Raw genomic sequence first — 22,951 nt, 5'->3', positions numbered from 1 at the left:
CCTGATGTTCATTAAAACTAAGCTAGCGTCGATAGACTTGAGTTGCCGTAGCCTGGTCGGTGGGAACCACGAGCATTTCACTAATGTTGACATGGTTCGGGCGGCTGGCGCAAAACCAGACCAGATCCGCGATATCTTCGCCGGTTAGGGGCGTTAAGCCATGATAGGTTTCACTGGCCCGCTGGCGATCGCCGTGGAAGCGAACCTCACTAAACTCCGTCTCCACCAAACCCGGATCAATCTCACTCACCCGAATCGGCGTTCCCAGTAAATCCTGTTTTAAGCCTTGAGTAATCGCCCGCACTGCCGCTTTCGAGGCACAATAGACATTCCCCCGAGGATAGGCATGACGGCCCGCGATCGAGCCAATATTAATAATATGTCCCCCCTGGCGTTCAACCATCCCAGGGACAATGGCCCGCGTCACATAGAGGAGTCCCTTGACGTTGGCATCAATCATCTCCTCCCAATCATCGAGATCGCCCTCTTGCAGTTTATCCAGGCCCCGACTGAGTCCAGCATTATTGACCAGGATATCAACCCCTTGCCAATCCACCGGCAATTGCGTTAGCTGACTCATGACCCCATCGCGATCGCGCACATCCAGGGTCAGACAATGAACCGCCGTCCCCCATTGGCGGTGTAACTCCCCCGCCAATGGGGGACGGCGATCTCTTCCAACACGGCCCGCACCAAAGGGGTCGCCCAGTATTTTTATCCCAGAGTAAACAGGTTTCTCGCTGAACCGTTGAGCCAATCGCCGCCACCTCTTTGGCGCTAACATCAGCCTCATCTAATACATCTTCCGCACAGCCGAGAGTATCTTGCCAAATCTCCACAGCATCATGTTCCAACCAGCCCGGTTCTGGATAATACTGTTTCAATTCCTTATAGGATTGTCCCACCACTTCCCCATCGCGATCAAAAAGAATCGCCCGGTTGCCCGTGGTTCCCAAATCGAGGGCTAAAACGTATCGTTTATCGCTTGTCATAATCAAGAATAGGTAGGGAGGATGCAGCTCGACATTGTATCAACTGACCCCTCCCTTGTGGCACGATATACAAGTTTAGCCACAATAATTATGATTTCTTTATATTTCTCGCCGATATCCCACTAGAACAGACCTCCTAGTTCCCTAAGTTGATCGCGAGTCGCAGCAACTTGATCAGCCTCTCCGGCTTCAGAATACAAGGTATAAGCTTGTGTGAAAGCCCCAATGGCACTATTCACATCATCGAGATCGCGATATAAAATGCCAAGGCGATATAGCAAATTGGCAGATTTCAATCGATTTCCTAACTCACGAGCTAAGTTCAGAGCTAAGTTGAAGTACTCTAAACTTTTTTGGCGATCGCCGGACTTCTGAAAAACAGCCCCTAAATCCTCTAGGGAACTTTGCTCAAGCACTTTATCTTCTGCTTGACGACTCAAAACTAATTGACGCTCATATTGCTCTATTGCTTCGAGATAGGATTGGCGCTGATTATAAATATCCCCAATGGCTTTATGAGTTTTGAGGACACGAGCTTGATTATCATGCTCGATATCAAGTTCCAAGCTAATCTGGTAGTGATGCAACGCATCATCTAACTGTTGAATCTTCTCTAGAACTGAGCCTATCTCATAATTGGCATCAGCAATCTCGTTTGATTTCTGCTGCTGTTCTGCCAATTCTAGGGCAGACTGGAAGGTTTCGAGAGCCTCAGACAACTCGTTTATCTTAAGATACTGCCGCCCCATTGCTAAATATAGAGGTAACTGAGCAGCCAGTCCGTCTTCATCATCGGTTGAAACCAGAGAGATATGCTGTTTATAACAGCTAATCGCTTCTTCATGATTAGAAGTTTTTTCATATAACTTGCTCAGACAGTTGATTGAATTCTGTGCCCATTCTTTAGCCCATTTAGAAGTCGGATCTTTAAGATGAATTTCTGTATATCCTCGAAATGCCTGAGAATAACTGTTTATTGCATCCTCTAGCTTTTCTTGCATCTCATACACCCGTCCGAGCATATAATAGGTATTAGCAAGACTCTGAGAATCATCAAGTTCTATGGCAAGCTCTAAAGCTTCCAAGAAATACTTTTTAGCCTCCTCATACCGTTTTAACTTATATAAGTAGTTCGCAAAATCGTACAGCAAACCCCGCTCACCAGATTGATCCCCTAGTTCCCGTAAAACAGCAAGTCTATTCTCATAGCACTGAAGAGTCTCCTCAGTTCGATTTAGCTTTTTATATAAAGTAATCATCCAAGCTAAAGTTTCTCGTTGAGCATTACGATCGCTCACCTGTTCTGCAATATCTAGGCGCTGTTGGAAGTACTGCAATGCTTCTTCTGAGTGACCACTCTCACGATGATCACAGCCGAGCCAAGCCAATGCTGCACTGATCCCAGTGTTGTCTTCCAACTCCTGCGCCAGCTCTAACATCCTTTGATGAACTTCGAGGGCCAGTTCATAACGTTGCTCGTCGAAGTGTACTTTTCCCCAATCTCGTAAAACCCAGATTGCCACCTTTTGATCAGCCGTAGTGCCGAGTTCTTGAAGAAGATTGAACTTTTCTTCATGTAGGGCAGCCGCATCTGAAAAGTCTTTCGCTGCTGCAAATGACTGTCCAAGCTTGTTAAGCTCTGTCCAGACTTGATCGAGCCAATGCTCAGTTCCGATAGCTCGAAATATTTTATATGACCGAATCAACAAAGATTTTGCCTCTTTACCACGGTTGAGTTCAATCAGCACACGAGCTTGACAGAGGCAACCATAGTAAGCTGTCATAAGCAAGTGCCCGATATCCTCACCAATTACCAAAGATTGCTGAAGATATTCTAAAGCTTTCTGGTTTTCCTTAAGAGAATAATTGGCATATCCTATCTTCCCGAGTGCAAAACCTTCACTACTACGAGATCCGATGTCACGAGCTATAGTCAGGAACTGTTCATAATAGTCTATGGCTCGTTGATATTGACTTAGTGAACGGTAACAATCTCCCAATCCACTTAGCTCAACTCCTTCACCAGAGCGGTCAGCAATTGCACGAGCTATGGCTAGAGACTGTTCGTAATAGTCTATGGCTCGTTGATATTGACTTAGTGAACTGTAACAATTTGCCAATCCACCTAGCGCAAATCGTTCACCAGAGCGGTCGGCAATTTCACGAGCTATGGCTAGAGACTGTTCGTAATAGTCTATGGCTCGTTGATATTGACTTAGTGAACGGTAACAATCTCCCAATCCACCTAGCGCAGATCGTTCACCAGAGCGGTCGGCAATTTCACGAGCTATGGCTAGAGACTGTTCGTAATAGTCTATGGCTCGTTGATATTGACTTAGTGAACGGTAACAATCTCCCAATCCACTTAGCTCAACTCCTTCACCAGAGCGGTCAGCAATTGCACGAGCTATGGCTAGAGACTGTTCGTAATAGTCTATGGCTCGTTGATATTGACTTAGCGAACTGTAACAACTTCCCAATCCACCTAGCGCAAACTTTTCACCAAAGCGGTCGGCAATTTCACGAGCTATGGCTAGAGACTGTTCGTAATAGTCTATGGCTCGTTGATATTGACTTAGTGAACTGTAACAATTTGCCAATCCACCTAGCGCAGATCGTTCACCAGAGCGGTCGGCAATTTCACGAGCTATGGCTAGAGACTGTTCGTAATAGTCTATGGCTCGTTGATATTGACTTAGTGAACTGTAACAAGTTCCCAACGCATTGGCAACAGTTCTTTCCCCTGACCGGTCTTCAATCGCCCGCACCAGTTCCAGTTGCTGGGCGTAGGTTTCGATAGCCGTAGAATATTGGTAAAGGTTACGATAACTCTGAGCAATAGACCCTAAAATCCTAGCTTCCCTAGATAGGTCACGCCCATCCTGCAAACTTTGAGCAAGGTCTAATCCTTGGCCATAAAACTCAATTGCACGAGAGTCTTGACCCAATTTTTGGTAACCATCGCCAATAGCGGTTAACAATCGACTTTGCCAATTGACATCCTGAGAGTCCTGTGCAATTTTTAGGGTCTGACCATAATACTCTATTGCTCTGCGATAGCGTTTTTGATCAAAGGCGTAGTCTCCAAGAGATCCTAATGCATCTCCAGTGTTCCAGTTATCATTTTGCTTTCTAGCAAACCTAAGCTGCTCTTTCCTAAAAACAGCAGCTTGTTCAAAATCTGATAAATTTCTATATGTAATAGCCAGATTCCTGGTTGATGTAAGTTGCTTTTGAGTTACCTCCATCGTTTCTGCTAGTGACCAGGCTTGCTGGAATAATTTCAATGCTTCAGTATAGTTGCCAGAACGATCGTAGCTAACCCCAATTTCACTCAGTAGGATCCATTGCTCTTGTTGATTCTCTAAGTGGGTTGCAAGATTAAGGGCATTTTGTAAGTGAGAAATTGCCAAGTCATAATTCTGTTGTTTTTGGGCAACTAAACCCAATCCCTTCATGGTCACTAACTTGAGTAGCTCTTGCTCTTGTAGTTCGTCTAACAGGTCCTCTGCTTTAGCATATTTTTCTTGCGCTTCGTCCAAGTTGTTCAGGACAAAGTAACTGTCAGCTAAGCGATTTAAACCATCTATATAAATTGACCGATCTTCATCTTCAACTGCCAACGCAACTTGCCTTTCGAAATACTCAATAGCTGTTTGATGTTGCGCCAAATTGCTATAACAAATCCCCAAGTTCAGTAAGGCCAGTTCTTGTTGCCTACGATCCTCTGCTGCTTCCGCTAATTTCAACCAGTCTTGGTACAGAGAAACTGCCTGTTGATAGTCTCCTGCTTGAGTATAGAAGGCACCCGATTGTCCTAGAGCCTCAGCTTGGTCCACTAAAAGTCCTGTCTCTTTAGCTAGGGCTAATCGCTGTTCCACAACATCCTGCAAGCGATCCTGCTGCTGAGTTTTCTCATAGCAATAGCTTAAGGTTCCTAAAATTTGTCCCTCAGTTCTTGAATCTTCAATAAGCTTGGAAGTCTCCAAAGCCTCTAACAGATTAGCAATTCCCGCTTCTGTTTCACCAGACTCGAACTTAGCTGCACCTTTCATCCACAAAGCCCAATGCTTTAGCCGGTTGTTTTCATTATCTGGAAACCCTTGCAAAATTTGATCTGCATGAGTTATAACTTGATCATATTTTTGAACGTTATAAAAGACTCGGATTTTCTCAGTAGTAATCTCATGAAACTCATAGCTATAGTTTAAGCGTTCCGCAGTAGCTAGAGCGTCATTTAAGTGGTCTAAAACAATTTCAGGTTGATTTTCAATTATTCCCTGACTTGCCAAAGCTTTTGAAATTTTAACCGTCAGTAAGTTGGCGTTGATCGCCTTGCTAAGTTCTAGTGCAGACTCTAGTCCTACTACTAAAGATTTTTCGTCACCCTTCAGGAGATTTTCGATATAACTTAGGACTACTAGGCTAGATGCCTCTTGGTAGGAATCTTTTAGCTCTTGTGCGATGCTGAGAGATTGTCGTAGCAATTGGATACACTGCTGTTGAGAATAATTTTTAGCCGTCTGACCTAGGTTTCCTATGTTACGCAAGGCCTTGCATTCTATATCTCGATATCTATTCAGCTTCGCTATTTCTAAAGCTTGGCAAATCTTTTCAAAAGCTGTCTGTGACAAACCCAGTCCGTTTTGTATCAACCCTAAGCGCAAAAGGCTTTCTGCCTTAAGTCGCGTAGACTCCTTTTTTTCTAGAAGTGACCAGGCTTCTTCGGCTAGGGTCAAAGACTTCTGACACTGAGCCAACTCCCAGTAAACATCTACCAATCCAAGTGTACTTTGAACACGCAAAGATAGTTCGTCAATCCTTACAGAAATATCCAAGCTTGTCTGATAAGCATCTAAACTCTCGGACAGCATACCCATCAAAAAGTAGCTGTCTCCCATCGTACTTAATGTAGTCGCCTCCAGAGCTTCATTCTCGAGGAGTTTAGCCACACGTCGGCTCAGTTCACTATACTCTAGTGATTTTTGAAATTGGCTGATACGATTTAGAGAAACTGCTATGAAATTATAGATTTTGCAAATTTTTTCTTTTATTTCTACACTGATTTCTTCTTGTATGCTAATTTCTTCCAAACAAGGCTCAGCGAGTTCGACTAATAGGGTGCTGTGGTATCCTTTCACAAAGAACTCGCAGCAGGGATATAACGTTTCAATAGCCTGAACCCATAACTCCAGTTCCATCTGATGGTGAAAAATTTCTAACTGGGGCTTTAAATCTTTAAGAGATTGCCAATCTGATGCGTCAGTTAATTGGGATTCCCAATAGCAAATCGCTCGTTCATGAGCATCAATCTTACTATCCAGATTTTGATGACTGATGTAAGATGCGACAAATGGTTGAAACTGATAAGTATTTCCTGCTAACTCAATGAGTAAAGAGCGGTTCACCAATTCTCGCAGAGACTTCTGTACGTCTAACAGTCTTGATTCAGGTTCTGGTGAATTATGTTCTGGGAGATACACCGCAGCTGCTGCATGAACGTCAAATGCTTGACGGTATACACTCAAATCAACCAGTAACCGTTGAAGGGACTCCTCCAGTCTTTCAAAGTGCTGCTGCAAAATCCAAAGACGACGTACATCGCTATTATCAGTACGCTCCCCAAGAGCTTCTTCAGCAATCTGTTCAAATTTCTCAAGCCCTAAATTCTTTGCTTCACTCAGCTGACCTTGACAATACTCCTGCAAAAAGCCTGCAATTAATTTTAGAGTTAATGGATGACTATCCATAGACTCAACAAATTCACATAGCTCAGAAAATTCACCTTGTATTCCTAATGACTGTAGTAACGCAACCCCAACTTCTATCCCTAAACCTTGTAACATGAGCCAGGAGACTACCCGTTCTGAAAGGATGGGTTTTTCTTGAGTTGTAATTAAAATTGTGCTGGTATGCCCCAGTTGTTGCCAGCGCCTAAAAAATTCTTCATATCCTGTATCCTGCCATTTTCGATCATCCTGCAATAAAGTCTCTAGATTATCAACAACAACCAAGTATCGAGTTTCATTAAGACAGTTCAGTAATTCATTCACAATCTGGGAGTTGTCAGACCCAATTTTTTGACTCTCTCTTTCTTGACCCAAACTGTGCAATACTTGCTCAGCAAATACAGAAAAATCTGGCTGTTGACTCACATCAGCCCAAAATTTACCTTCAAACCCAAAGTCTAATTCCTCAACTTCTTGAAATAGTTTTGCACCTAATGCCGATTTTCCGATGCCACCTACCCCCTGAACTCCAATAAATGTAATCAGAGGATCGGATAGCCAAGCAGAAATTGTTGCAATTTCTGAGTGTCTTCCTTGCCAATGCTCAACTTTAGGTGGAACAGTAATCAAACTGGCAGAGACTCGGGTTTCTGATTCCGTGTCAATTTTACGCAGGAGAACTAATAGTTCTTCACTTGCCCTCCTTCTATCAGCTTCTTCCCTCATCTCAGTGACAAGGTCTAACCAGGTCGATCCAGGTTGGTGGACACTAGCTTGCAGGTCAACGAGTTCTGGGAAACGTTTTAAAATAACCTCAGTAGGAACGGCTCGCGCCCCCAAATCTGTCTCAGTATTTCTGGAAAGATTCATGATCCCGATGACCCCTCCTGTCCTTGTATTCAGAACAGGGGAACCACTAGCCCCAAAGTTAGCCTGTCCAGCTTTAAGCTTGAGGAGCCATGAGCGTCCTGTGTTACTTTCTCCCTCATACTCAAACGTGCTACTGTCCCCGTGGAGATAGTCTTGTGGGTAGCCATAGCTGTAGCAAGCATCGCCTACATTCGCTTGTTGATCGAACCAAACACAGGGATGGTTGAAGCTCTCTTGGGGAAGACGTAATAACGCTAAATCCAGAGATTTGACTATGACATCAATTTCAGCTAGAACCTCCTCTTCAAACCCTCCCCATATTACTCCCACTTCGTCAGAATCACTATCGATAACAACGTGAGAACAGGTGAGTAACAATTGGGGAGCTACAAAAAAGCCTGTTCCAGTGCCATTCTCCAAGTTAATACGAACTGTACATTCTTTCAGTAGCTTTTCGAGGGTGGAGTTCAACATGGCTGACCGGGATAAGTATTCAAAAGATTACAGGGTATGCTTGTCGTTAAGATCGAATTATGTAACGTACTGCTAGATAATAAATCTACGTCGGCAGGTAAACTAGGAGTTATCCGATGTTTTGTTTTTTGACGACGACTCCCAATGCAAGGTTATTTCGACATTAGCTTTGCTACTACCTTGAACGATGAGAGTTGTTATTTTGCCCGATTGGATTCCAATCTCGAGTCCGAATTTGACACTCGCTTTTTGAGGTTTTATGGTTTCCAATGTTTCCGTCAATTCACTAGAAATCATCTTGATCGCATTTGTAACATCCTTGAAGGGATGTTTTTTAAATGAAATCGGCTGCTCTCCAATTAAAGTTGCTTCAACATAAACTGTACTACCATCTTCTAAGTTTACTGGCACTATTTTCGTTGAGTTTGCCATAAACAATATCTAAAAATAAAACAAGAAGGTAAGTTGATTAGTCTAAAAAATGTAACCCTTGATACATTAAATAGATTCGAGACCCCTATTTTTCAAGAAGGCATGCAATCGAGCTTAACCGATTCCCCTAAAAATCGCCACAGTATCTTCATATACGTTAACAGAATCCACTTTAGCGATTGATGGTGGAATGTCAATTAACCATCAATCCGGTTTATTTTTATATGCTCATAACAAAACCAGGCTACCGTCGATAGACTTGAGTTGCCGTAGCCTGGTCGGTGGGAACCACGAGCATTTCACTAATGTTGACATGGTTCGGGCGGCTGGCGCAAAACCAGACCAGATCCGCGATATCTTCGCCGGTTAGGGGCGTTAAGCCATGATAGGTTTCACTGGCCCGCTGGCGATCGCCGTGGAAGCGAACCTCACTAAACTCCGTCTCCACCAAACCCGGATCAATCTCACTCACCCGAATCGGCGTTCCCAGTAAATCCTGTTTTAAGCCTTGAGTAATCGCCCGCACTGCCGCTTTCGAGGCACAATAGACATTCCCCCGAGGATAGGCATGACGGCCCGCGATCGAGCCAATATTAATAATATGTCCCCCCTGGCGTTCAACCATCCCAGGGACAATGGCCCGCGTCACATAGAGGAGTCCCTTGACGTTGGCATCAATCATCTCCTCCCAATCATCGAGATCGCCCTCTTGCAGTTTATCCAGGCCCCGACTGAGTCCAGCATTATTGACCAGGATATCAACCCCTTGCCAATCCACCGGCAATTGCGTCAGCTGACTCATGACCCCATCGCGATCGCGCACATCCAGGGTCAGACAATGAACCGCCGTCCCCCATTGGCGGTGTAACTCCCCCGCCAACTCCTGAAGGCGATCGCCCCGACGGGCCAGCAAAATAAGCCTCGAACCCGCTTCAGCAAAGCGTTTGGCACAAGCGGCCCCAATGCCACTACTTGCCCCAGTTACAAGAACAATTTTATCCTTAACAGAATTCATAACCTCTGTGACTCTCACGGCGCTGCTCGTTTCATCCTATCACTGCTGCTTGGTCTCCCCCGCCTATGGTTGCTCGTCAGACCCTATCCCTGCCAAACTCCTCCCTGCATCTCTCCTACCTCGACTGGGGAGTCGCATCGGGCGAACCGGTGTTGCTGTTACATGGCCTGGCCGACCATGCTGGCGTCTGGCAGCCAGTGGCAGAAACCCTAGCCGCCGAGGGCTTTCGGGCGATCGCCCCTGATTTACGCGGCCATGGCGATAGCAGTAAACCCCCTCAAGGCTATGGCTGTGAGCAGATTATCCGTGACCTACAGGCCCTACTCACCCACCTCGGCTATGACTCCGCCCATATTCTCGGTCACTCCTGGACTGGCAAAGTCGTTCCCATCTGGGCCCGGGAGTTTCCCCAACAATTCCGCAGTGCCATTCTCGTCGATCCCTTTTTCATCGGCAAAATCCCCAAATGGTCTCGCTTTACCTTCCCCCTGCTGTACCGCGTCTTGCCCTTCCTCAAAGCCATGGGTCCCTTTCCCTCCTATGACGCAGCGATCGCAGCTGCCAAAACCCTGAAACAATATCGAGGTTGGAGTGACCCTCAACGACAGGCCTTTGAAGATAGCCTAGAAGAGAACCCCGATGGAACCTGGGGTAGTAAATTTACCCAAGCCGCCCGAGATGGCATTTTTGAAGATGTTATGGTCGTTGACGGCTTAACAGAACCCATAACCCTTCCCACCCTCTTTATCAAACCCGAAGCCGGACTCAATCGCAGTCAATGGCAACTGAAGCCCTACTATCGCTATCTTAAACAGTTGGATGTCCGTGAGGTTCCCGGTAATCATTGGGCCTTTTTAGTGGAACCCGCCCCCTTTAGTCAGACCTTGCTGTCCTTTCTCAAGCAACAGACCTCCAACTCCCCAGCCTCGAACTCCTAAACGACTGACCCCCCAACCCCTCTAAACCTATGGATTTTCCCCAATCGCGCCAACCGTTTTACAACGAAATCCAGAAAACCCCCATTGATTTAGGCAAAGCCGCCCTCTGTATTGCCCTAGAAGAGTATCCCGGCTTGGATATTGATGCGAATTTACAAAAACTCGACCACTATGCCGACGAGGTAGCTGAACAACTCCCCAAAGAACGATATCCATTACGAGTGATCAATACCCTAAATTCCTATTTATTTGAAACTCTTAAATTTCACGGAAATAGCGAAAATTACTATGACCCCAAAAACAGTTTTTTAAATGATGTTTTAGAGCGTCGTGTGGGGATCCCCATTAGTTTGTCCCTCGTTTATCTAGAAATTGCCAAGCGATTAGAGTTCCCCATGGTGGGGATAGGAATGCCCGGTCATTTCATCATTCGCCCTGATTTTGAGGATGCCGGAATTTTCGTAGATGCCTACAATGGCGGTGAAGTTCTGTTTCCCGAGGATTGTGAGCGACGGTTGAGCCAAATTTACGGGAGGCCAGTTCCCCTCCAGCCCGAGTTTTTAGAACCGGTCAGTTCTCGTCAAATTCTCGTGAGAATGTTAACCAATCTCAAAGCGATTTATATTGCCCAGCAAGACATCAGTAAGGCCCTAGCCGCCATCGAGCGGATTTTATTATTAGCCCCCGATTCCGTTTTAGACTTGCGCGATCGCGGCCTAATCTATTACCAATCTGGTCAGGCGATCGCCGCCAGCCAAGACCTAGAGCGTTACTTATCTCTCCGCCCCAACGCCCCCGATGCCTCAACCATTCAACGTATCCTAGAACGACTTGACTCCTAAAAAAAGTTGTATCCAAAACACCAGCAAACCTTGACCTAAATCGACTAAAAATGTTACATTTCTACTAAACTCAACTCCTAAAATTCCTTCTCCTCCCATGACTAAAATCCTTGCCTTTGCCGGAAGTTCTCGAACCGGCTCCTTTCACAAAGCCCTCGTTAAAATTGCTGCCCAGGGTGCCGAAGCCGCCGGAGCAGAGGTTACCCTAATTGACTTAGGGGACTATCCCATGCCCCTCTATAACCAAGACTTAGAAGCCAAAGAGGGCTTTCCCGACTCTGTTTTAGCCTTCAAAAAACTCCTCAAATCCCATCACGGACTTCTCATTGCTTCCCCGGAATATAATAGTTCCATCACCCCACTCCTCAAAAACGCCATTGACTGGGCCTCCCGTCCCGAAGAAGGAGAACCGCCCTTATCCCTGACCTGTTTCCGGGGCAAAGTTGCTGCCTTAATGGCCACTTCTCCCGGAGGAATGGGAGGCTTACGGGGCTTAGTTCATGTGCGAGATATCCTGCAAAACATTGGGGTGATCGTCATTCCTCAACAAAAAACCATTTCTGGAGCCTATCAAGCTTTCAACGAACAAGGACAGCTCATCGATGCCGAGCAAGATGCTGCCGTTCGGGAAGTAGGAAAAGCCCTGGCAACCGTCAGCCAAAAGCTGCATGGTTAGAGGCTAAACCCGACTAATCAGAATCACTATGGGAGATGGGAATGGTGATAATAAACTCCGTTCCTTCTCCCATAGTTGACCGACAATCTAGAGTTCCTTTGTGTTTTTCGACGACAATCTGATAACTAATCGATAGTCCTAGTCCTGTTCCTTTGCCAACGGGTTTCGTCGTAAAGAAAGGCTTGAAAATCTGCTGACGAACCGACTCAGGAACCCCAGACCCATTATCACTAATACGAACGGTGACCGTCTCATCAGGATTATGACTGGTCGTGAGGGTTAAACGACTGGGTTGGGCTTCGACCTCCTGATAACTACGTCGGCTATCCCGCTCATCCAGGGCATCAATGGCATTACTGACAATGTTCATAAAGACCTGATTCATCTGCCCTGTAAAACATTCAACTTTGGGTAAGTCCTGATAGACTTTCTTGATAATAATTTCCGGGCGACTCGGTTTAGCTTTGATGCGATTTTGTAAAATCACCAGGGTACTGTCGAGTCCTTCATGGAGATCTGAATGCTTCATCTCCACCTCATCTAAACGGGAGAAGTTACGCAGCGAACTCACAATTTCTTTGACTCGATTGGCCCCCACTGTCATGGAGGTGAGTAACTGGGGTAAGTCGTCTAGTAAAAAATCAAGATCAATGGACTCTGCCTCTTCCGCAATCTCTGGGTGAGGGTCACTATAATACTGTCGGTACAGACTCAATAAGCTAAGAATATCCTCAGTGTATTCCTTGGCGTGAACCAAGTTGCCATAGATAAAGTTAACGGGATTATTAATCTCATGGGCAATCCCGGCGACGAGTTGGCCCAAACTAGACATTTTCTCCGTTTGCACCAGTTGTCGTTGAGTTTGTCGGAGTTCATCAAGGGTATCGGAGAGAGTTTGTGAGAGTTGCTCCAACCCCGAGTCATTCGGCTGCACATTAAGAGGGGAGGAGGAAGTGCTGGCCAAGACTCGCCCAATGGCGTAAAAATATTGACCATCTCCGAGAACCACTAACGTCCATTCAAACCAGCGATAGGAGCCATTTTGATGACGATAGCGGTTTTTAAAGCAGGCATGAGCATTGGGGGTGAGATCATGAAACGCCGTTTGGCTGGAGTGGAGTTCTTCGGGGTGGATATAGTCCAGAGAATTTTGATAGTAGAGGTCTTCTACTGGATAGCCGAGATGGTCATGCCAGGCCGGGTTGACCTGTTGGAAGATACCCTCTTGGTCAAGGAGGCAATGGAGGTCGGGGCTGTTGTCAAAGACCGTCTGCCAGCTTTGGGCGATCGCCTCACGAAGATTGAGGAGTTGGGTTTCCACAATCACACCGCTAACGTGCCCTTGCTCGTCATACCAGGGGGAGAGTCTTTCTTTTAGCCAACGGCGATCGCCATTGGCTAACTTAAGCAAATACGGGGGACAGACGCTGGGCAAGCCATCGAGACAACGACGATAGGCCGCTAGCCAGGAGGGTGGTGCATGGGGAACTAGCTCAGAATACGCTTGCCCCTTACCGGGATGGACGCCAAAGAGATCTTGCCAGGGTTGAGTCCAGAGGATGGACTTGAGATCGCAGTTGAACAGAGCGATCGCTGTCCCAGATTGGTCTAGGACTTGGCGCAAGAGAATTAAATTGAAGTCGTTGGAATGCTCCACGCCTTCGTGCCTACCTGTGAACGTTTTACGAGGGGGAGTGCAGAAGGTCAGCCTAATTTAAGGCTGAGCGATCTCGACCCGAGGGCCCAACCCCCTCCGTCATGGTAGCAAAGCTTAGCAGGAAAATCTGCCAATTACCAACCCACTGCCCGACGCGCTAACAAGATTGCCCCCGAAACAGCATCATGACGAGGCTCAACCACCGCAATCTCAGGACAATCGCGAGCTAGGTGCTGCTGAAACCGCTGTCTCAGTTTCCCCTGACTTTGCCAGGTTCCCCCCAAGGTCACCAGTTCAACCGCAGCATCGTCGGGAAACAACTGCCGGTACACCGTGCGACTAGCCAGGGCCAACTCCACCGCCGCCTCATCGAGAATCTGTAGGGCGACCTCATCCCCTACACTCGCCACCCGGTCCACCACCGGGGCCAACCGAGCCACATCCTTGGCCCTCCAGCCGGGCTGATACACAGACTCCACCAAATCTTCAATCTTATCTAAGCCAAAGTAATCACAGACCGCTTCCGTGAGTTGGGTTTGGGGCGATCGCCCATCCGCTGCCCGAACCACTGCCCGTAACCCCTGACGGCCAATATCATAGGCACTCCCTTCGTCCCCTAGGAGATATCCCCAACCACTGGCCCGGGCCACCCGTCCCTGGGAATTACGGCCATAGGCGATCGCCCCCGTTCCCGCAATGGTCGCCAGGCCCACCTCCTGACCGAGTCCCCCCACAAGAGCAATCTCACAATCGGGACACACCTGCACCCCCTGGGGATGTAAATTCCAGGTCAGAGGAAGGCGGCTATCCTGTTGTAAGAGCTGGACCCAATCCTGAACCACCTGCTTATCCCGAGGTCGGCCCACCCCCGCTAACCCCAGGGTAATGGCGCGAATCACCACAGTCTGGTTAGCCGTGGCGGCGGCGATGGCCGAGAGAATGGCATGATAGGCCGCCTCACCCCCGACGGCATGATAATTGGAGGCAGGGGCTTCCCCTTGTCCTAATACTGTTCCTTGGGCATTAACGAGTCGGCAGCGGGTCTGACTGCCACCCCCGTCCAGACCTAAGACCGTTGGGGTCATAGAAGAAAAGGGAGAGAACAACCTAGAATATGGAACGTCATCATAGCACCCGGAGAGAACCTAGATTGATTACCCTTGGCGTGAATATCGACCATATTGCCACGATTCGACAGGCCCGACGCACCACGGAACCCGACCCTGTAGCGGCGGCTGTTTTGGCGGAATTAGGGGGGGCCGACGGCATTACCGCTCACCTGCGAGAAGATCGTCGCCATATTCAGGATCGCGATGTCTATTTGTTGCGACAAACCGTCAGTACCCATTTGAATTTAGAGATGGCGGCCACCGAGGAGATGGTGACCCTCGCCCTCGATCTCAAACCCGATTATGTCACCCTGGTTCCAGAAAAACGGGAAGAGGTCACCACGGAGGGAGGCTTGGATGTCGATGGAAGTTGCGATCGCCTCACCGAGGTGGTCGGACGGCTTCAGGAGGCAGAGATTCCCGTCAGCCTGTTTATCGACGCCGAAGCCAAACAAATTCAAGCCTCAGCCGCCACTCAAGCCCAGTTTATTGAACTCCATACCGGCCGCTATGCCGAAGCCACCACGGAGATTGAGCGACACCAACAACTCGAAGTCTTGCGAGACGGCTGTGCCATGGCCCGGGCGTCCGGCTTACGGGTGAATGCCGGCCATGGCTTAACCTATCTCAATGTCTATCCCGTCGCCTGTATTGAGGGGATGGAAGAACTCAATATCGGCCATACGATTATTGCCCGAGCGGCTTTAGTGGGGATTGAACGGGCCGTGCGGGAGATGAAACAAGCCCTTCATCGCGAACTGTAACACTTAATTTCCTTAAAGTGTTGCACGGCGGTATGATTTGATACTGCAACTGCCGTACTATCGTCTCTGAAGAGTCCTTTCCACTGACCATGACAACTTACTACTACGTCGCCGCCAGCCAGAAATTCCTCTTGGAAGAAGAACCTCTCGACGAGGTGCTTCAAGAACGGGTGCGGAACTACCAGGAACGAGAAAAAGAAATTGACTTCTGGCTCGTGAAACAGCCCGCCTTTCTCGAAGCCCCAGAATTGGCTGAGGCTAAGGCGAAATGTCCACAACCCTCCGTCGCCATTATTTCTACCGATCACCAGTTCATTATCTGGCTGAAACTGCGGTTAGAATATGTGCTAACGGGTCAGTTTGAGGCCCCCTCTGAGAGCATCGCCGACCCCCTAGCCTCTCTCGCGTCAGCCTAGGCTGATCTGGGGATGTGCTAGCATTATTATCGCTATTTGTCAACCCCATTTCAGTCAACAGCCCATGCGTTTTCCTCAGCCCCTCATCCCGGTCATGTCTGTTGCGATCGCCCTCAGCGGGCTAGGAGCGGTTGGGCGAGGGCCCAGAGCGATCGCCCAATTGCCGGCCTGCGCCCCCCCTCGGGCTGGGGAATTTCTCGTCTTAGTGCTACCTCAACAGAATCAGGACTTAAATAATGTGGGCGATCGCCTCCCCAATCGAGTAGAGGCCCAAGCCTGCACCTATCTCGACGAAGTGGTATTACGGATTCATGGCTTGCAGGGCCAAGAGGATGCCTCCAGCCTCGCGCGACAGATTACCGAAGAATCGGGTCTCAACGCCTTTGTCACCCGTCCCCCCAGTCACAGCGCCACCAATGACCCCGGAACGGGAAGCACCGCTCCCCCCTCCACCCCCGCCCCAAGCTCATCGGGTTCCCTGAGTCTGCCCCAAGTTCAAGTTATTGAAGCCCGGCCCGCCGGCGGACGCACTCCAAGCCGCTCATCAGAGGAGACGCAAACCTCACAGCGGCCATCTCGGAGTCAATCTCGGGACAGTCGGGAGCAAGAGCGCACCGCCCGTTCCCGGGACAGGAATGGAGGGGATTTAGACATCACCTTGGGAGACTTACCCCCCGCTAATCTCCCTGGGGGGAGTGCGGACAGTCCCGCCCCCGATATCAATCCGGACGATTTGCCCGTTTATACCCCCGTGGAGGAGGAAGAGCGTCCTCGCTCAAGTTCCCCTGACCCCCAACCCCAGGCCCTCCCCGAAGTGGCGATCGCCTCCCCACCGGCACGCAGCCGAGGCTATAATCCCCAACCCTTAGAGGCCGGCTATGCCATTCTCGTCGATTACTTCAATCAGCCCCAGGTGGCCCGTGAACTCCAACAGGCCACCAATCGCAGTATCGGCTTAGTCTCCTATGGACAACGCCCCTATTTATTAGTGGGTTACAGTCGCGACGAAACCGAAGCCAACGCCCTCTTACAACGGCTGAGTGAGCAAGGCTTTTGGACCATGGTAGTGGACAGTCAACGGGTTATGGTCTTGATGCCCCAAGTTAGCCTCAACTAGATATCCTCGCCAAATGAACTAGGACGAGTTCAACCGAGTCCCCTAGACTCACGACCCTAAATTGCTCCCATCCCTCTGCGAGGCTCATCTCCTCGTGGCGTTCATCGCTTTTTCAAGACCCAGAGATGTTTGCGACGGACAAACCCGAGTTTTTTAAGCCATCTAGAGATAGTTCTAGCACTGATGTCGTCAGGCCAGAGGGCCGCCATCTGCTCCTGAGTTTTGTCAGAATTTTTCAGCACAAACTCTCGAAATCCATCAATATCCTGAATCTTATGGCTATGACCTGGCGGTCGATATTCCCGGGGACGAAAATCTCCCGTTTCCGCCTTTCGTTTCAGCCATAGGTGAATCGTGTTGCGGCTAATGCCAAAGACTTGACTGGCTTCACTCTTCTTCATACCATCCAACTCAATGGCCTTAATGACCTTCTGCCGCAAGTCGTAGCTATAACTGTTGGACATGCTGACAACCCTCCCTGCAAAAAACTGGTTTTCTTGACAAATGTCCGAATGTTAAACCAGGATAACTCATGTCCTAATTTCTATGACAGTTTTCCTGAATCCCTGAGGTTCAACCCGTCAGCATAGGGTATAGCCCTGGGAAACCTCTCCCAAACCAGAGAAACAGACGCGCTAGGATAGAAAGCGTCTCAATCCAGTCCCCATAACAGTTGCCCCAACTCTCTTATTCACTTGCGTTTTCATGGCTTCTGATTCCTCCCTTCCCACTGAATTCATTTTTGAACCCAACTCCAGCGATGACATCCCCACGTCAGCGGCTGAAGACGAGACAAACTCCTCCGAAACCCCTCCTCAACCGGCTGGCTTGAACCTCCATCAGCAGGTTCGTCTTAAAAGTGAGGCGGGGCAAGTTCTTCTCCTCCTCCCCCCCCAGTCAGAAACCGCCGGCGAACTCACCTGGCAAGAACTCTGGCAACAGCTCAAACATCGCCTCAATGCCGGCGATCGCTTCTGGGAACCCCACACCCCGGTGATGCTGCAAGCGGATGATCGCCTCCTCGACAGTCGCCAACTTCAGGAACTCGACGAAGCCTTACAAGAGGCCCAACTCAAACTACAACGAGTCTCCACCTATCGCCGTCAAACCGCCGTGGCCGCTGCCACCGCTGGCTATTGCGTCGAACAACCCTCCCGAGACGAGAGTTTACAAAACCAGGTCGCCAACGCCCCCCAAGCCCTAGCCGAACCCCTCTATCTCAACAACACCGTGCGCTCCGGCACAGAAATTCGTCATCCCGGCAGCGTCGTGCTGGTGGGGGATGTCAACCCCGGCGGGGCGGTGATTGCTTCCGGGGATATTCTAGTTTGGGGGCGCTTACGGGGAATTGCTCACGCCGGTGCGGCGGGGAATCCCCAATGTCTGATTATGGCCTTACAGATGGACCCAACTCAGATTCGTATTGCCAATGCCGTGGCCCGGGCCCCCTCGGATAAACTCTTGGAGTATTACCCCGAAGTTGCCTATGTGGCAAATCGGGCCATTCGCATTAGTCGGGCGGCGGATTTCAATTTCCCCTCTCGCGCCTAATCAACAGCATTCAAACTAGCTGTTAATCCTGCAACTGAGCCATCACCCGCAACAGTTCCCCCACACTCCAAGCCTGGGCAAAACAGCCGCGAGGGGTATGGGGTGGGTTGCCATCAAAAATCTCGCTAATGCTCCCCACCGCACCATCCCAGAGATGGTCAAATAGGGGATCTAAGAAACTGCGGGCTAGGGCTTTGTCTCCATAGAGCTTGTAGTGAGCCAGAGCAAAGGGGCCCAAGAGCCAACTCCAAACCGTTCCCTGGTGATAGGCGCCATCCCGTTGCCAGCTATCGCCCCCATACTCACCACAATAGTTCCCATCTCCGGGCGAGAGCGATCGCAAGCCATAGGAGGTCAGCAATTCCCGGCCCACCACCCCTAACAGGGAGCGGCCCTGCTCTTGAGTCAACAACGCCTGGGGTAAGGAGAGGGCAAAAATCTGATTGGGTCGTAACCTGGCATCATCCCCCTCAGGACCATCCAACAGGTCATAACAATAGCCCCCCGCCTCATACCAAAAGCGGCTAAATCCATGGCGTGTCTGTTGGGCTAACTGTCGATACTCGGTTTCATCTTTGCCCAAGGCCTGGGCCAAACCCACCATCACCTCCAGGGCGTTATACCAGAGGGCATTGATTTCAACCGCTTTCCCCTGACGGGGGGTGACCACCCAATCGTCAATCTTGGCATCCATCCAGGTTAACTGGACTCCCGCTTCCCCGGCATAGAGCAATCCATCCTCATCAACCCCGATGTTGTAGCGAGTTCCCCGTAGATGCCAGTCCACCACCTCTTGTAAGGCCGGGTACAACTCCTCAATCAGTTGCAAGTCCCCAGTTGCCTCAAAATAGCCCTGTACGCCCTGGAAATACCAAAGAATGGCATCTACAGTATTGTAGTCCGGTTCCATGCCGCTATCGGGGAAGAGATTGGGCATCATGCCCTGATCGAAATAGCGGGCAAAGGTGCGTAAAATGGTCTGGGCAATCTCCGGGCGACCGGTGGCCAGAGTCAACCCCGGTAAACTAATCGCCGTATCCCGTCCCCAATCCCCAAACCAGGGATAGCCAGCCATGATGGTTTGGCCTGAGGTTCCATCACTGAGGGGGCGATCGCAAATAAACTGGTCAGCGGCCAGGGCCAACTGCTGCAACCGCTCATCATCCCCGAGGGTCCCCAGGGCGCGATCGCACAACCGCGACTCATACTCTCGCCGTCGCTGCAACGCCGCCTCTCCATCCGGGTCACAATCCCTCTCAGCACTGGCCACCAAGGTCAGAGATTGTCCCGGTTCCAGGGTCATCTCCAGGGTGGCCCCTTGGAAATGATGTTCACTGGACCCCGTGCCTCGATAGCGTTCCAGTTGCAAATCAAAGTGACGATACCATTCGTTATTGGGAATCCACTGTCCCGGACCCCGTAGGTGCAAGGGAACCGCCCCACCAAAGGCCACCATATCGATGCCCTCCTCCACCCGCCACACCTGCCAATTGCCCATGACACTGCCGCCATGATGGTCGCGGTAGTTGAGAAAGGTCTTCAGCGATAGCCGTAGGGGTTGAGTTCCCCGACTCAGGGAATAGCGAACATAGGTAGTATTTTTGCCCGGTTCCATCCAAACCCGCTTTGAGAGGCGGGCATCGGCTAGGGCATACTGCCAAACGGGGATAGTCCCTTCTAACTCAAAGGTTTCCAAATAGACATAGCCCGTCGGTGCAAGACTGCCATCCCCCCAACGGTTAGATCCCAACTCGAAGCGTTGCCCGCCATAGTCAGCGGTCTCATCGAGTTTCACCAGCATCAGCGTCCGTCCCAGAGGCGGCTCCAGGGCCGCCACCAGTAAGCCGTGATAATGACGAGTCAGGAGTCCAGCGACGGTTCCGCAGCCATAGCCACCGATACCATTGGTGACCAGCCATTCTCGCCGTTCGGCAATGATTAAGTTGCCACAGGTCTCTCGTCCGAGATGGAGACAGTTGGGGAGGGCCATAGGGATTGCTTAGAAAAACCAGCCGTAGGAATGCAGGCCTTTACCCAAGAGATTGACCCCCAGATAGCAGACCCAAACCACCACAAAGCCCCCAGCGGCTAAGAACGCCGGGCGACGACCTTGCCAGCCTCGGGTGATGCGGGCATGGAGATAGGCAGCAAAGACTAGCCAGGTAATGGCGGCCCAGGTTTCTTTGGGGTCCCAACTCCAATAGGTTCCCCAGGCTTCGTTGGCCCAAACTGCACCGGCAATAATGCCAATGGTTAGCAGGGGGAAGCCTAAACCGATAATGCGATAGCTGACGTTATCCAGGGTATCGGCTAGGTTGAGCCGTTGCGGGGATAATGTCAGGGTTTGCGGACGCTCTAGGGTGGCGACTCCTCCCAGTTCGCTGCTGAAGGGGCTAAAACTGGGTTGTGGGTTAGGCTGGGGTTGGTTTTCGGGGCGTTTCATATCGCGGAAACTGCCGGTTCCCACAGAACTCCCCCGTAATTCGACTTCCTGGCCTCGGGTGACCACCAGGAAGGCGATCGCCATCAAAGACCCGACCATCAGGGTGGCATAGCTGAGCATCATCACGCTGACGTGCATCATGAGCCAATTGGATTTTAGGGCAGGAACCAGGGGTTCTGAGACCTGCATCGTTTGGGGCAGGGTTAAGGTGGCAAAGGCAGCAATTCCCATCGCCACCGGAGCGGTCACGGCTCCCACAAGACGACTGCGGCTGATGCTCTCAGCAATCAGATGCACCCCTGTGATGCCCCAGCCTAAGAAAAATAACGATTCATAAAGATTGCTGATGGGGAAATAGCCGCCTTCGAGCCAACGGGCCCCCAGCAGGCCCGCAATGCAAAGATTTGCGATCGCCATCCCTGTGGTTCCCACTGTCCCCAGATAAGGCAGTTTGGGAAAGGCAACACCCACCCAGTAGGTGAGCATTGTCAGGAACAGAATCGCGAAGGATAGATTATCGAGTACATTCTGGAGGGATACCAGATCCATGAGGAGTTCTCTCTTAACGATCAGTGAGTGGGGTTAATAAGACCAGCCCGTTACAGCCTAGCCTAGAACGATCCTAGCGACTTCTGGCCCAAAGGGGAATCCCGAGAGCCGTCTGAAACATTAAGATGCGCGATCGCCAGGCCGATTCACTGAAACTCATATGCGAATATAATTTATACTATACGTTGAAACACGATCCAAACGTTACTCTAAACGTTAACGCAAATGCAAGAAGCTTCCACGGCCGCGATCGCCAAAGTCTCTGACTACTTCAAGGTGTTGTCCGAGGTCAGTCGCCTTCTGGTTCTCTGTACCCTCAAATCCGGGACTAAGAATGTTTCGGAGATTGTCGAGAGTACCGGACTCGGGCAGGCGAATGTCTCCAAGCACCTCAAAATTCTAACCCAGGCTGGATTTATTGAGCGTACCCCAAAAGGAGTCAGCGTCTACTACCAGATTACGGATCCCGTCGTTTTTCAACTCTGTGAGTTAGTCTCTCACCGTCTGTCAATTCACCTGGAAGAACAAGCTCAACATTCCATTGACCTTAAATCCTTCCAACGGTCTATGTAGTTAGATTTATCGATTCATTCAAACAATCACGGTTTTCAATCTATAACCTGGGTAGTCGGTTGTAAAAAATCACTGCCCATTTTTTTTGAAATAAGACGCAAGCAGACTCAATCTGTTTTTTTTATGTTGTCTATGCTTGGATTAAAATAATATCAATTTTTTGAAATTGATTTAATGTTGCTAGCTTGGGTTTATTTGTGTAATGAAAATAATTAAAAATAATTAAAAAACTCATATTTTTGTTAAGATAGGATTCTAGAATGTCTAGAAGTATTAAAAGCAGCGACTTTCAAAAAGTCTAGCTTATTTTAGATATTCATTTAATTTAGAATGCTGAAAAGTTATATCATTTTAGATATCGTGCTGTGGATAGCTGTAGGGGCAAACTCCAAGTTGCGTAACCTCCTCCGTATCGGATATCTGGCCAGCACATCAAAACCTGGCATTAACCAATCATAAAGACTGGGTATGATTTTTTTGGGGGATTCTAGCAAGTTGCGTCATTGACTCTGGGGAAATAATTCAGGGTCTTCAGTTTTTAATGGTCCATACCTCCCGATTTATGTTTGGGGAGTGGAGTAGCCACAACTAAAAATTTCCGTGTTAATACAGTCAGATAAAACTGAATTAGGGTCAAGACTCAAGAATGCTATCAAATGATTGACTTTTTTTAAGAGATTTTGTGGCTTGTAAGTAACATTATTTAACCCATCATTAAAGCCAGCAAATATTTTATCTAGAATGGGATAGAGAGTTTACCTCTCCAGACAGGACTAGGGCGAAATCCGCCCCTAACCTGTCCCC

The 22,951-nt window shown here is 49.2% G+C and carries 18 protein-coding genes; 8 read left to right on the top strand and 10 right to left on the bottom strand.

Features of this window, described 5'->3' with window-relative positions; all coding sequences use genetic code 11:
- Positions 1–22 precede the first annotated feature (22 nt).
- From NEA10_RS17660 to NEA10_RS17640, 5 genes are all read right to left on the bottom strand, one after another.
- A complete protein-coding gene (locus NEA10_RS17660; RefSeq protein WP_374111795.1) occupies positions 23–601 on the bottom strand; it encodes an SDR family NAD(P)-dependent oxidoreductase in 579 nt (192 codons plus the stop codon).
- Positions 537–992 carry an FGGY family carbohydrate kinase gene (locus NEA10_RS21150; RefSeq protein ID WP_374111794.1) on the bottom strand — a complete coding sequence of 152 codons (456 nt, stop codon included), beginning with the start codon at positions 990–992 and terminating at the stop codon, positions 537–539. Before NEA10_RS21150 ends, NEA10_RS17660 begins: the two co-directional genes overlap by 65 nt.
- Positions 993–1,114: 122 nt before the next feature.
- On the bottom strand, positions 1,115–8,065 hold the full coding sequence (locus NEA10_RS17650) for a tetratricopeptide repeat protein (RefSeq protein ID WP_252662657.1): 6,951 nt from the start codon (positions 8,063–8,065) through the stop codon (positions 1,115–1,117).
- A 102-nt stretch (positions 8,066–8,167) separates the two neighbouring features.
- On the bottom strand, positions 8,168–8,497 hold the full coding sequence (locus NEA10_RS17645) for a CU044_2847 family protein (protein WP_252662656.1): 330 nt from the start codon (positions 8,495–8,497) through the stop codon (positions 8,168–8,170).
- 244 nt (positions 8,498–8,741) lie between these two features.
- A complete protein-coding gene (locus NEA10_RS17640) occupies positions 8,742–9,512 on the bottom strand; it encodes an SDR family oxidoreductase (protein ID WP_252662655.1) in 771 nt (256 codons plus the stop codon).
- Positions 9,513–9,577: 65 nt separating this feature from the next.
- Here NEA10_RS17640 and NEA10_RS17635 point away from each other — a divergent pair, with 65 nt between their 5' ends.
- The 3 genes from NEA10_RS17635 (at position 9,578) to NEA10_RS17625 (ending at position 11,968) form a co-directional block, all read left to right on the top strand.
- Positions 9,578–10,450: an alpha/beta fold hydrolase gene (locus NEA10_RS17635; protein WP_252662654.1), complete on the top strand. Its 873-nt coding sequence runs from the start codon at positions 9,578–9,580 to the stop codon at positions 10,448–10,450.
- 29 nt (positions 10,451–10,479) lie between these two features.
- Positions 10,480–11,292, top strand: coding sequence for a SirB1 family protein (locus tag NEA10_RS17630; protein WP_252662653.1), 813 nt, complete (start codon positions 10,480–10,482; stop codon positions 11,290–11,292).
- 97 nt (positions 11,293–11,389) lie between these two features.
- On the top strand, positions 11,390–11,968 hold the full coding sequence (locus tag NEA10_RS17625) for an NADPH-dependent FMN reductase (RefSeq protein ID WP_252662652.1): 579 nt from the start codon (positions 11,390–11,392) through the stop codon (positions 11,966–11,968).
- 13 nt (positions 11,969–11,981) lie between these two features.
- On the opposite strand, the gene NEA10_RS17620 is transcribed toward NEA10_RS17625, so the two are convergent.
- Both NEA10_RS17620 and NEA10_RS17615 read right to left on the bottom strand, forming a co-directional pair.
- Positions 11,982–13,625: a PAS domain-containing sensor histidine kinase gene (locus NEA10_RS17620; RefSeq protein ID WP_252662651.1), complete on the bottom strand. Its 1,644-nt coding sequence runs from the start codon at positions 13,623–13,625 to the stop codon at positions 11,982–11,984.
- Between the two features lie 134 nt (positions 13,626–13,759).
- Positions 13,760–14,710 carry an N-acetylglucosamine kinase gene (locus NEA10_RS17615; RefSeq protein ID WP_252662650.1) on the bottom strand — a complete coding sequence of 317 codons (951 nt, stop codon included), beginning with the start codon at positions 14,708–14,710 and terminating at the stop codon, positions 13,760–13,762.
- A gap of 65 nt (positions 14,711–14,775) precedes the next feature.
- Here NEA10_RS17615 and NEA10_RS17610 point away from each other — a divergent pair, with 65 nt between their 5' ends.
- From NEA10_RS17610 to NEA10_RS17600, 3 genes are all read left to right on the top strand, one after another.
- On the top strand, positions 14,776–15,498 hold the full coding sequence (locus tag NEA10_RS17610; protein WP_252662649.1) for a pyridoxine 5'-phosphate synthase: 723 nt from the start codon (positions 14,776–14,778) through the stop codon (positions 15,496–15,498).
- 89 nt (positions 15,499–15,587) lie between these two features.
- Positions 15,588–15,914 carry an MgPME-cyclase complex family protein gene (locus tag NEA10_RS17605; RefSeq protein ID WP_252662648.1) on the top strand — a complete coding sequence of 109 codons (327 nt, stop codon included), beginning with the start codon at positions 15,588–15,590 and terminating at the stop codon, positions 15,912–15,914.
- Positions 15,915–15,978: 64 nt separating this feature from the next.
- A complete protein-coding gene (locus NEA10_RS17600; RefSeq protein ID WP_252662647.1) occupies positions 15,979–17,031 on the top strand; it encodes a hypothetical protein in 1,053 nt (350 codons plus the stop codon).
- 101 nt (positions 17,032–17,132) lie between these two features.
- On the opposite strand, the gene NEA10_RS17595 is transcribed toward NEA10_RS17600, so the two are convergent.
- Positions 17,133–17,495: an IS630 transposase-related protein gene (locus NEA10_RS17595; protein WP_374111793.1), complete on the bottom strand. Its 363-nt coding sequence runs from the start codon at positions 17,493–17,495 to the stop codon at positions 17,133–17,135.
- Positions 17,496–17,736: 241 nt separating this feature from the next.
- Between NEA10_RS17595 and minC the strand changes: the two genes are divergently transcribed.
- Positions 17,737–18,582 carry a septum site-determining protein MinC gene (gene minC, locus NEA10_RS17590; protein ID WP_252662646.1) on the top strand — a complete coding sequence of 282 codons (846 nt, stop codon included), beginning with the start codon at positions 17,737–17,739 and terminating at the stop codon, positions 18,580–18,582.
- Positions 18,583–18,604: 22 nt separating this feature from the next.
- Here minC and NEA10_RS17585 read toward each other — a convergent pair whose 3' ends face one another.
- A complete protein-coding gene (locus tag NEA10_RS17585) occupies positions 18,605–20,572 on the bottom strand; it encodes an amylo-alpha-1,6-glucosidase (protein ID WP_252662645.1) in 1,968 nt (655 codons plus the stop codon).
- Positions 20,573–20,581: 9 nt separating this feature from the next.
- Complete coding sequence (gene ccsB, locus NEA10_RS17580) at positions 20,582–21,574, bottom strand: c-type cytochrome biogenesis protein CcsB (protein WP_252662644.1); 993 nt, start codon at positions 21,572–21,574, stop codon at positions 20,582–20,584.
- A gap of 225 nt (positions 21,575–21,799) precedes the next feature.
- Between ccsB and NEA10_RS17575 the strand changes: the two genes are divergently transcribed.
- Positions 21,800–22,147: an ArsR/SmtB family transcription factor gene (locus NEA10_RS17575; protein WP_252662643.1), complete on the top strand. Its 348-nt coding sequence runs from the start codon at positions 21,800–21,802 to the stop codon at positions 22,145–22,147.
- The last annotated feature ends 804 nt before the right edge of the window (positions 22,148–22,951 follow it).

It is taken from the genome of Phormidium yuhuli AB48 (genome assembly GCF_023983615.1).
Lineage (GTDB): Bacteria > Cyanobacteriota > Cyanobacteriia > Cyanobacteriales > Geitlerinemataceae > Sodalinema > Sodalinema yuhuli.
The sequence above is the reverse complement of the archived record's forward strand: the minus strand, read 5'-3'. Positions and strand labels throughout refer to the sequence as shown.

Bases quoted from the DNA above. Each gene is read 5' to 3' on its own strand.
- NEA10_RS17595 (WP_374111793.1), bottom strand. From the start codon at position 17,495: ATGTCCAACAGTTATAGCTACGACTTGCGGCAGAAGGTCATTAAGGCC.
- NEA10_RS21150 (WP_374111794.1), bottom strand. From the start codon at position 992: ATGACAAGCGATAAACGATACGTTTTAGCCCTCGATTTGGGAACCACG.
- NEA10_RS17585 (WP_252662645.1), bottom strand. From the start codon at position 20,572: ATGGCCCTCCCCAACTGTCTCCATCTCGGACGAGAGACCTGTGGCAAC.
- NEA10_RS17605 (WP_252662648.1), top strand. From the start codon at position 15,588: ATGACAACTTACTACTACGTCGCCGCCAGCCAGAAATTCCTCTTGGAA.
- NEA10_RS17625 (WP_252662652.1), top strand. From the start codon at position 11,390: ATGACTAAAATCCTTGCCTTTGCCGGAAGTTCTCGAACCGGCTCCTTT.
- NEA10_RS17640 (WP_252662655.1), bottom strand. From the start codon at position 9,512: ATGAATTCTGTTAAGGATAAAATTGTTCTTGTAACTGGGGCAAGTAGT.
- NEA10_RS17635 (WP_252662654.1), top strand. From the start codon at position 9,578: ATGGTTGCTCGTCAGACCCTATCCCTGCCAAACTCCTCCCTGCATCTC.
- NEA10_RS17615 (WP_252662650.1), bottom strand. From the start codon at position 14,710: ATGACCCCAACGGTCTTAGGTCTGGACGGGGGTGGCAGTCAGACCCGC.
- ccsB (WP_252662644.1), bottom strand. From the start codon at position 21,574: ATGGATCTGGTATCCCTCCAGAATGTACTCGATAATCTATCCTTCGCG.
- minC (WP_252662646.1), top strand. From the start codon at position 17,737: ATGGCTTCTGATTCCTCCCTTCCCACTGAATTCATTTTTGAACCCAAC.
- NEA10_RS17600 (WP_252662647.1), top strand. From the start codon at position 15,979: ATGCGTTTTCCTCAGCCCCTCATCCCGGTCATGTCTGTTGCGATCGCC.
- NEA10_RS17575 (WP_252662643.1), top strand. From the start codon at position 21,800: ATGCAAGAAGCTTCCACGGCCGCGATCGCCAAAGTCTCTGACTACTTC.
- NEA10_RS17650 (WP_252662657.1), bottom strand. From the start codon at position 8,065: ATGTTGAACTCCACCCTCGAAAAGCTACTGAAAGAATGTACAGTTCGT.
- NEA10_RS17630 (WP_252662653.1), top strand. From the start codon at position 10,480: ATGGATTTTCCCCAATCGCGCCAACCGTTTTACAACGAAATCCAGAAA.
- NEA10_RS17645 (WP_252662656.1), bottom strand. From the start codon at position 8,497: ATGGCAAACTCAACGAAAATAGTGCCAGTAAACTTAGAAGATGGTAGT.